This is a genomic window from Streptomyces sp. AC627_RSS907 (genome assembly GCF_019049165.1).
Genome location: NZ_JAGMUE010000242.1, coordinates 1 through 5,952 on the forward strand (window position 1 = coordinate 1; position 5,952 = coordinate 5,952).

Here is a 5,952-nt window from a genome sequence, read left to right on the forward strand (position 1 = left end):
ATGAAGGGCGTCTCTGCTCGAACAGCTCGGCCGCGCGCATGCGACGGGCCTCGGCCAACTGCGGCCGCGTCAGCGGTAGAACGGAGACATCAGCAACAGCATCCTGCGGCTTGGAAGACACGCCATCATGCTCACACCACCGAAGCCCCAACCACCACAGAACTAACGAAAAACTCAGTAAGAGGTCATCTCATTTGGTGAGCCGGCGGTAGCAGATGAGGGTGCAGGCGATGCTGGTGAAGGCGAGGAAGTGTTCGGCCTTGCGTTCGTAGCGTCGGTGCAGACGACGGCAGCCAGCGAGCCAGGCCATGGTCCGCTCGATCACCCAACGGTGACGGCCCAGCCGCTTGGAGGACTCGATGCCCTTGCGGGCGATGCGGTGCCGGATACCGCGCTCTCGGAGCCATTTCCGCAGATGGGCGTAGTCGTATCCCTTGTCGCCGTGGAGCTTGGCGGGCTTGCGCCTGCGTGGGCCGCGGCGGGAGCGGATCGGAGGGATGCCGCGCACGAGCGGCTCCAGGGCCTGGCTGTCGTGGAGGTTGGCACCGGAGATCCCCACGGACAGGGGCAGTCCGGTCCGCTCGGTGATCAAGTGGATCTTCGATCCCTTCTTGCCCCGATCCACAGGATTCGGACCCGTCAAGTCCCCCCTTTCAGAGCCCGCACGTTCACCGAGTCGATCGCGCACCGCGACCAGTCCAGCTCACCCCGCGAGCCGAGCCCGTCCAGCACCAGCCGGTGCAGCTTCGCCCAGGCCCGAGCCTTCGACCACTCCGTGAACCGGCGATGGGCCGTCGCACCGGACGGCCCGAACACCGGCGGGACCTGCGCCCACGTGCACCCCGTCGTCGCCACGAAGATGATCGCGGCCAGCACCTCGCGGTCGCCGTACCGGCGCCGGCCACCACCCTGCGGACGCGACGGTGCCTCCGGCACCACCCGCTGGAACAGCTCCCACAACCCGTCCGGGACCAGACGCTCAATCAACAGCACGCTCTCAGGCTACCGCTAAGGCCAAATGAGATGTCCTCTTAGCGTGGGCGGCAGCCGCCGAAGGGAGGCGCCATGTCGGACGATCCGACGGGCCCGTTGGGTACGGCAATGCGGGAGGTCACGTTCCCGGACCAGTCTCGCGGGATCATCTTGGTGCGGGCGGGAACACCGCAGGACGAGGCCGAGGCAATGGCCGCCCGTGTGTGGGCCGAGATGCCGGAAGGTTGACCTGCGCGAACGCAGACGACCCGTACCGTCCTCACCTCGTCGGCCAGCCGACCTACACGGCCTTCACTGTCCCAGCGATGGCAGGTCGCAGGCGCCCCCGCCTTCTCAATGGCAGCACTCACTCCGCCTGTCGATCCCGGTCCGGCGGTGGGAGCGTGACCTTCCGCAGACTGTTTCGGGCGTGCTTTTAGCATGATCGGATGGTTTTCGATGATGCCCGTAGGAGCGAGACAGCACGGGGAGTTGTGGCGGGGGAGGCTGTAGCCGGTGTCTCCGGCGGATCACGCCGTGGCGGTGCCGGGGAGGACTCTCGCCCTGTTGCCGACCTGGCCGGGTGGGCGGCGGATCTGGTCGAGCCGGTCAAGCCGAAGCTGCGTGGCTGGCTCCACGCCGCGATGGTCCCGGCCTCGTTGAGTGCTGGCATCGTCCTGATCTGCCTGGCCCGGACGCCGGCGGCCTGGGCCTGCGCCGTGTACGCCGTGACTGCCTGGCTGCTGTTCGGGACGAGCGCCGTCTACCATCTGGGCACCTGGGGGCCGCTGGGCGAGGCGGTTCTGCGGCGTCTCGACCACGCCAACATCTTTCTGATCATCGCGGGCACCTGCACGCCTCTGGCCGTGCTCCTCCCCGCTGACCGGCAGGTCCTGCTGCTGTGGATCGTGTGGACGGGTGCCCTGGCAGGCATCGCCTTCCGTGTCCTGTGGGTCAGTGCTCCCCGCTGGCTGTACACCCCTTGTTACCTGGCCCTGGGCTGGGCGCCGGTGCGTTACCTGCCCGACTTCCTGCACACCGGCGGAGCGGCCGTAGTCACCCTGATAGTGACCGGCGGTCTCCTCTACAGCGCGGGCGCGGTGGTCTACGCCGTCCAGCGCCCCAACCCCTCGCCCCGCTGGTTCGGCTTCCACGAGGTCTTCCACGCTCTGACCGTGGCAGCCTTCACCGCGCACTACATCGCCATCTCCCTCGCCGTCTACTGACCCCAGCAGGAGGAATCGCCCCTGCGTCACGGCACCGTCGCCCCACTCGCGCACCGACCGGAGAGTGCGGCATACGGTGAGGGCCCGACCGGCGCGCCGGTCGGGCCCTCACCGCCGTTCTGGTGTCAGCGTGCCTGTCGCGTCGGTCAGAGGGACAGCGGGGCGCCGAGCATCGCGGAAGCCCGCTGCAACGGACTTTCGATGCGCGCGGGGGCGGCCTCGGGCAGAGTGCGGCAGGTGAAGCCGAGCAGGGCCATGGCCCTCATGACCTCGCCGGCGCTGAAATCGCGGCGGTCCTGACGGGTGGTGACCTGGCCGACCTGCTTGACGGGATAGTGACGCCGCCCGATGATCACGGACTCGCCGGCGACCGGTTCGGGTTTGACGCCCTTCATCGACTCCAGCACGCCGCTCTTGGTCAGGTCGAACGGGAAGCGGGCAATGACACAGCGCATGATGCCTCACAGGAAGATGAGGGAACGGGACCGGCCGCCGTCCGGCGGTTCAGCGGCGGGAGAGAGCGAGGACGCCCAGGGCGCTGCCGTGTTCGTCGACCACGGGCACCAGCCCGAGCCGCCCGAAAGGCACCGCGTCCTCGGCTTCTTCCCTCGTGGCCAACGGTGAGACGGAGGGCTCGCTGCCGTCGGTGACGTCACCCAGGCGGAGCCGGTCGGTGTATCCGGAGCTGTCCCGGACGGCAGTGAGCCGGGCCTGGGTGACCAGGCCGACGCACCGGGCATCTTCGTCGCAGACGACCAGATGCTCGGCACGGGCGGCGGCCATCACGGACAGCGCCACCTCGACGGTCATGTCGTACCAGACCTGTGGCCCGGCGGCGTCCATGACGTCGGCCACCGTGCCGTGCAGTGGGAGAGCGCCTACGGAGCGATCCTGCAACTGTCCTGGCGTCAAGGGGTGCCTCCTGCGCAGACGGGCGGGGTTCCTGATCAGGACGGTTCTAGGCGGCCGCGCCAGCCGTGGACTTGAGTGCGGGGGTACGCCGGGTCGCCGAGGCGGGGCGGCGTCGGCCGCGTGAGGTGGCGCCGCGCTTCTTGGAGCGTTCGGTCGCCGGGGCGGTGATGACGACCGGGATGCCGGTCGGGGCCTGGGCTCCGGTGATCCGGCTGAGGGCCTCGTCGCCCGGGCTGACCTGGGTGGTCTGCGGCCGGATCCCGGCGTCCGACATGAGACGGACCATGCCGCGGCGCTGGTTCGGGGTGACGAGCGTGACGACGCTGCCGGACTCGCCGGCGCGGGCCGTGCGGCCGCCCCGGTGGAGGTAGTCCTTGTGGTCGGTCGGCGGGTCGACGTTGACGACGAGGTCGAGGTTGTCGACGTGGATGCCGCGTGCCGCGACGTTGGTCGCCACCAGGACGGTGACGTGTCCGGTCTTGAACTGCGCCAGGGTGCGGGTGCGCTGCGGCTGGGACTTGCCGCCGTGCAGGGCGGCGGCCCGTACCCCGCTGTTGAGCAGGTCCCGGGTCAGTCTGTCGACGGCGTGCTTGGTGTCGAGGAACATGATCACGCGGCCGTCGCGTGCGGCGATCTCGGTGGTGGCCGCGTGCTTGTCGGCGCCGTGGACATGGAGTACGTGGTGCTCCATCGTCGTGACGGCGCCCGCCGAGGGATCGACGGAGTGCACGACCGGATCGGTCAGGTAGCGGCGCACGAGCAGGTCGACGTTGCGGTCGAGGGTGGCGGAGAACAGCATGCGCTGGCCCTCGGGGCGGACCTGGTCGAGCAGGGCAGTGACCTGCGGCATGAAGCCCATGTCGGCCATCTGGTCGGCCTCGTCGAGGACAGTGACGGCGACCTGGGCGAGCCGGCAGTCGCCGCGGTCGATGAGATCCTTGAGGCGACCGGGTGTGGCGACGACGACCTCGGCTCCACCGCGCAGCGCGTGCGCCTGCCTGCCGATCGACATCCCGCCCACCACCGTGGCCAGCCGCAGCTTGAGAGAGCGGGCGTACGGGGTGAGAGCATCGGTGACCTGCTGCGCCAGCTCCCGCGTCGGTACGAGGACCAGTCCCAGCGGCTGACGGGCCTCGGCCCGCTGCCCGGCCGTACGGGCCAGCAGGGCCAGCCCGAAAGCGAGCGTCTTGCCGGAACCGGTACGCCCGCGGCCCATGATGTCGCGGCCGGCGAGGGAGTTCGGCAGCGTCGCGGCCTGGATCGGGAACGGCACGGTGACGCCGGCCGAGCCGAGCGCGGCCAGCAGTTCCCCGGGCATGTCGAGATCGGCGAAGCCCTCCACAGCGGGAAGCGCGGGGGCGATCGTCCGGGGGAGGGCGAACTCCCCCTGAACGGCGGCGGGCCGGCGGCCGTAACCGCCGGAGCGGCTCGGCCCGGCCGACCGGCGCGGCGCCGGCGAACCGAAGCGGCTGCCGCCCTTTCCGGAGTCGGCACTGCCATGACGGGTGCGAGCGAAACGGTCGTTCGTGCGTGTGCGGTTCATACGAAACCTTCCTCGATGCGGCACATATCAAGGAATTCCCGAAGCAATGAGCAGCACGGAGAATCGCAAGAATGGACCGGTAGGCCTTGCCAGCGAATCTGGCCAACAGAAAATCTGTGCGGCGCATGCGCTGGAATGATTGGGGGCGCTGTGGGCTCGATATTCGAAGCGTCCACTGCACTGTAGCTATGAAGGATGCGGCTGCACCCTCGAAGGACGATCCGTGTGCGGTAAGCGCACGATGTCCGGGTTGTCGTCCACAGATGAAATCACTGCGAAAACGCATGTAGCTGGGGCCCGCACCCCTAAGGATGCGGGCCCCAGCTACAAGTATGTGACCGTCAGCGTCAGGCGGGAACGATGTTCTCGGCCGTCGGGCCCTTCTGGCCCTGCGCGATGTCGAAGGTAACCTTCTGGCCCTCCAGCAGCTCGCGGAAGCCCTGGGCGGCGATGTTCGAGTAGTGGGCGAACACATCAGCGCCGCCACCGTCCTGCTCGATGAAGCCGAAGCCCTTTTCCGCGTTGAACCACTTCACGGTACCAGCAGCCATGTCATTTCTCCTCTGGGGCAGTGCATACGGGATCCGCACCGTGCGAACCTCGTGTCGCCGCGATGATCACCCCGTCCGGAAAAAGACCGGAGATACAAAAGCGCTTCCAAGGGGCACAGGGCCGACCGGAGCACTTGAAGTTTCGGGAACCACAACTGCAACTGACATCGACAGTAGCACGCCACAGCAGCCACTGTGCGGTGAAGAACGCCACCCTGTTTATCGCGGCAGAGAATCTATCCGCATGCTCCGATGAAAACTCAAACCGCGCGCACAGATATTGAGCCACCCGCGCGACGCCATATATTGCATGCCGCGCTCGCGTGATCCAGTCCCCCCACCACGCTCTCCGATACTGCACCGGTCGCACCGCCGCGAGGGAGGCCGCCTTCCACGACCGTGCCCGGCCGAACTGGCGGATCACCGTGGCGACGACGACCCTGCACCAGCTCACCCGCGACGGGGCCGACCGGCCCGTGTGGCGGGTCGTCGGCCACGGTGAGGGTCGGCGGGCGCTGACGGCGCTGCCCAAGCCGCGGTGAGCCAGCGGACCCGGCCTCCACCTAGGCCCAATGCCGGTGACTTAGTTTGTGTCTTGTCGGGTGATGGTCGTGGTGTCCGGTGCGGGTGGTGTCCGGTTGCGGTGCTCGGCCCGTTTGAGTGGCCAGTTCGACATCTTGCGTTTGATCATTCTGGGGCAGGTCCGATGACGGCGTGCGGGCAGCAGGCGTTCGATGATCTCAGCCAG

At 68.4% G+C, this 5,952-nt stretch carries 7 protein-coding genes; 2 read left to right on the plus strand and 5 right to left on the minus strand.

Annotated elements, in window-relative coordinates:
• Positions 1-190 precede the first annotated feature (190 nt).
• Positions 191-984 (minus strand): IS5 family transposase gene (locus KUM32_RS32825; RefSeq protein ID WP_308408778.1). Its coding sequence is split into 2 segments (ribosomal slippage): positions 191-649 and positions 652-984, totalling 792 coding nucleotides; the frame shifts between segments, so codons are not numbered across the junction.
• Positions 985-1,421: 437 nt separating this feature from the next.
• Between KUM32_RS32825 and KUM32_RS32830 the strand changes: the two genes are divergently transcribed.
• The gene (locus tag KUM32_RS32830; RefSeq protein ID WP_217145584.1) at positions 1,422-2,198 is read left to right on the plus strand and encodes a hemolysin III family protein; all 777 of its coding nucleotides are present in this window, start codon (positions 1,422-1,424) and stop codon (positions 2,196-2,198) included.
• 146 nt (positions 2,199-2,344) lie between these two features.
• On the opposite strand, the gene KUM32_RS32835 is transcribed toward KUM32_RS32830, so the two are convergent.
• From KUM32_RS32835 to KUM32_RS32850, 4 genes are all read right to left on the minus strand, one after another.
• A complete protein-coding gene (locus tag KUM32_RS32835) occupies positions 2,345-2,653 on the minus strand; it encodes an SCO5918 family protein (protein WP_217145585.1) in 309 nt (102 codons plus the stop codon).
• A 49-nt stretch (positions 2,654-2,702) separates the two neighbouring features.
• Positions 2,703-3,110 carry a CBS domain-containing protein gene (locus tag KUM32_RS32840; RefSeq protein ID WP_217145586.1) on the minus strand — a complete coding sequence of 136 codons (408 nt, stop codon included), beginning with the start codon at positions 3,108-3,110 and terminating at the stop codon, positions 2,703-2,705.
• Between the two features lie 46 nt (positions 3,111-3,156).
• On the minus strand, positions 3,157-4,653 hold the full coding sequence (locus KUM32_RS32845) for a DEAD/DEAH box helicase (RefSeq protein ID WP_217145587.1): 1,497 nt from the start codon (positions 4,651-4,653) through the stop codon (positions 3,157-3,159).
• A 347-nt stretch (positions 4,654-5,000) separates the two neighbouring features.
• The gene (locus KUM32_RS32850; protein WP_023586116.1) at positions 5,001-5,204 is read right to left on the minus strand and encodes a cold-shock protein; all 204 of its coding nucleotides are present in this window, start codon (positions 5,202-5,204) and stop codon (positions 5,001-5,003) included.
• A 323-nt stretch (positions 5,205-5,527) separates the two neighbouring features.
• On the opposite strand from KUM32_RS32850, the gene KUM32_RS32855 reads away from it, so the two are divergent.
• Positions 5,528-5,746: a hypothetical protein gene (locus KUM32_RS32855; protein ID WP_217145588.1), complete on the plus strand. Its 219-nt coding sequence runs from the start codon at positions 5,528-5,530 to the stop codon at positions 5,744-5,746.
• The last annotated feature ends 206 nt before the right edge of the window (positions 5,747-5,952 follow it).